We start from the raw sequence: 3,050 nt of genomic DNA on the forward strand, positions 1-3,050 counted from the left end.
CCCCCCCCCCCCCCCCCCCCCCCCCCCCCCCCCCCCCCCCCCCCCCCCCCCCCCCCCCCCCCCCCCCCCCCCCCCCCCCCCCCCCCCCCCCCGCCGTGACATTCCCCAAGGGACGGAAACGACATGACCGACGACATCCTGCGGATGCGTGGAATCACCAAGACGTTCCCAGGAGTCAAGGCACTCCAGGACGTCAACCTGTCCGTACGCCGAGGCGAGATCCACGCCATCTGCGGCGAGAACGGGGCGGGCAAGTCGACGCTGATGAAGGTGCTGTCGGGCGTGTACCCCCACGGCTCCTACGACGGTGAGATCTTCTTCGACGGCGAACCGTGCCGCTTCGCGGGCATCCGCGACAGCGAGCACCGCGGCATCGTGATCATCCACCAGGAGCTGGCGCTGAGCCCTCAGCTCTCGATCGCCGAGAACATCTTCCTGGGCAACGAGCGCGCCACGCGCGGCCTCATCGACTGGAACCGCACCAACCACGAGGCGGGCCTGCTGCTCCAGCGCGTCGGCCTGCCGGAGAACCCGACGACCCCGGTGTCCGATATCGGCGTCGGCAAGCAGCAGCTCGTCGAGATCGCCAAGGCGCTGTCGAAGGAGGTGCGGCTGCTCATCCTGGACGAGCCGACGGCCGCGCTGAACGACGAGGACTCCGCGCACCTGCTCGACCTGCTGCGCGGGCTGCGCGACGAGGGCATCACCTGCGTGATCATCTCGCACAAGCTCAACGAGGTCATCGCGATCGCCGACTCGATCACCATCCTGCGTGACGGGCGCACGATCGAGACCATGGACATGAAGGCCGACCACGTCACCGAGGACCGCATCATCTCGGGCATGGTCGGCCGCGACCTGGAGAACCGCTTCCCGCCGCACGAGCCCAAGATCGGTGCGGAGGCGATGCGCATCGAGGACTGGACGGTCTACAGCCCCACGCAGCGCGGGCGCAAGGTCGTCTCCGGCGCGAACATGACGCTGCGGCGCGGCGAGATCGTCGGCCTGGCCGGCCTGATGGGCGCGGGGCGCACCGAGCTGGCCATGAGCGTGTTCGGCCGCTCCTACGGGGTGGACATCTCCGGGCGCGTCTACCGCGACGGCAAGCTCGTGGAGATCCGCTCGGTGCGGGACGCCATCAAGCACGGCATCGCCTACGCCACCGAGGACCGCAAGCGCTACGGGCTCAACCTCATCGACGACATCAAGCGCAACATCTCGGCCGCGGACCTGCCGAGGCTGGCCAAGCGCGGATGGATCAACGACAACGAGGAGTTCCGGGTCGCCGACGAGTACCGCGGGAGCATGAACATCAAGGCGCCCAGCGTGCTGAGCGTCACGGGCAAGCTCAGCGGCGGCAACCAGCAGAAGGTCGTCCTCTCCAAGTGGATCTTCACCGACGCGGACGTGCTCATCCTCGACGAGCCCACCCGGGGCATCGACGTGGGCGCCAAGTACGAGATCTACTCGATCATCAACCGCCTGGCCGACCAGGGCAAGGCGATCCTGGTCATATCCTCTGAACTGCCCGAACTGCTAGGTCTGTGTGATCGGATCTACACGCTCTCGGAAGGCCGCATCACCGGCGAGGTCGCGCGTGAGGACGCGACCCAGGAGCGCCTGATGCACTACATGATGAAGGGACAGGAGCAGATCCGATGAGCAGCATCTCCCCCGCCGACGCCGGCGTGGCCCCGGGCGGAAAGGACGCCGGACCCGCGCAGCCGCCCGCGCGCACCTCGCTGTTCGGCGTCTCGCTCAACATCCGCCAGAGCGGCATCTACATCGCCTTCGCGCTGATCGTCGTGCTGTTCGCGGTGCTGACCGACGGCGCCCTGCTTGAGCCGCAGAACATCTCCAACATCATCGTCCAGAACTCCTACATCCTGATCCTCGCGATCGGCATGATCCTGATCATCATCGCCGGGCACATCGACCTGTCGGTCGGATCGGTGGTGGCCGTCACCGGCGCCATCTCCGCGGTGCTGATGGTCAACTACGGGGTCCCCTGGCCGCTCGCCGTGCTGCTCACCCTCCTCGCCGGCGCGCTCATCGGCGCCTGGCAGGGCTTCTGGATCGCCTACTTCGGCATCCCGGCGTTCATCGTCACGCTCGCCGGCCTGCTGCTGTTCCGCGCGCTCACGCTCACCGTCCTCGGCAACCAGGGCATCGGCCCCTTCCCCGACCAGGTGCGCACGCTGGCCAACGGCTTCACCGACGGCTACCTCGGCAACATCGGCCTCGGCGCGCTCGGCGGCGCCGACCTGTTCAGCATGCTCGTCGGCGTCATCGCGGTCGCCGGCATGGCCGTCTCGCAGTGGCGCACGCGCACCGCGCGGCAGAGGTACAACCAGAGCGTCGACCCGCTGCCGGTCTTCCTGCTGAAGATCGTCGCGGCGGCGGCCGTCGTCCTGGCCATCGTGGTGCAGCTCGCCCGCTTCAAGAACCTGCCGTGGGTCCTGGTGCTGCTGGCCATCCTGGTGCTCGGCTACTCCATGCTCACCAACCGCGCGGTGTTCGGCCGCCGCATCTACGCCATCGGCGGCAACCTGCAGGCGGCGGTGCTGTCCGGCGTCAAGGTCAAGTCGGTGATCTTCTGGATCTTCGTCAACATGGGCGTGCTGTCCGCCCTGGCGGGCATCATCTTCGCCGGCCGCCTCAACCAGGCGGGCCCCACGGCCGGCGGCTCCTTCGAGCTGGACGCCATCGCGGCCGCCTTCATCGGCGGCGCGGCCGTCCAGGGCGGCGTCGGCAAGGTGGTCGGCGCGATCACCGGCGGCCTGATCATGGGTGTGATCAACAACGGCATGTCGCTGATCGGCGCGCCGAGCGAGCGCGTCATGCTGGTCAAGGGCGCCGTCCTGCTGGCCGCCGTCGCCTTCGACGTGTGGACCAAGCGCAGGTCCGGCAGCGCCCAGTAACGGCGGCCGCGGCGCCGGGGGAGCCCCCGGGGCCGCGCCTGAACGGCAGCGGGGGGGGGGGGGAGGGGGGGGGGCGCCCCCCCCCCCCGCCAACGGGGAAAAGAAGACCCCCACAAAGGGCAACAAAAC

General features: G+C 69.2%; 2 protein-coding genes. Both read left to right on the forward strand.

Translation table 11 applies throughout. The features are described 5' to 3' along the window. Positions 1–123: 123 nt before the first annotated feature. Positions 124–1,662 carry a multiple monosaccharide ABC transporter ATP-binding protein gene (gene mmsA, locus ACZ6QO_RS37025; RefSeq protein WP_465858054.1) on the forward strand — a complete coding sequence of 513 codons (1,539 nt, stop codon included), beginning with the start codon at positions 124–126 and terminating at the stop codon, positions 1,660–1,662. After that, a complete protein-coding gene (gene mmsB / locus ACZ6QO_RS37030; RefSeq protein WP_465858056.1) occupies positions 1,659–2,921 on the forward strand; it encodes a multiple monosaccharide ABC transporter permease in 1,263 nt (420 codons plus the stop codon). The genes mmsA and mmsB overlap by 4 nt, the downstream gene beginning before the upstream one ends. The last annotated feature ends 129 nt before the right edge of the window (positions 2,922–3,050 follow it).

Source organism: Sphaerisporangium sp. NPDC049457 (genome assembly GCF_055586705.1).

What these genes read in the sequence shown, in the direction of transcription:
- mmsA (WP_465858054.1), top strand. Translation starts at nt 124, where the DNA reads ATGACCGACGACATCCTGCGGATGCGTGGAATCACCAAGACGTTCCCA.
- mmsB (WP_465858056.1), top strand. Translation starts at nt 1,659, where the DNA reads ATGAGCAGCATCTCCCCCGCCGACGCCGGCGTGGCCCCGGGCGGAAAG.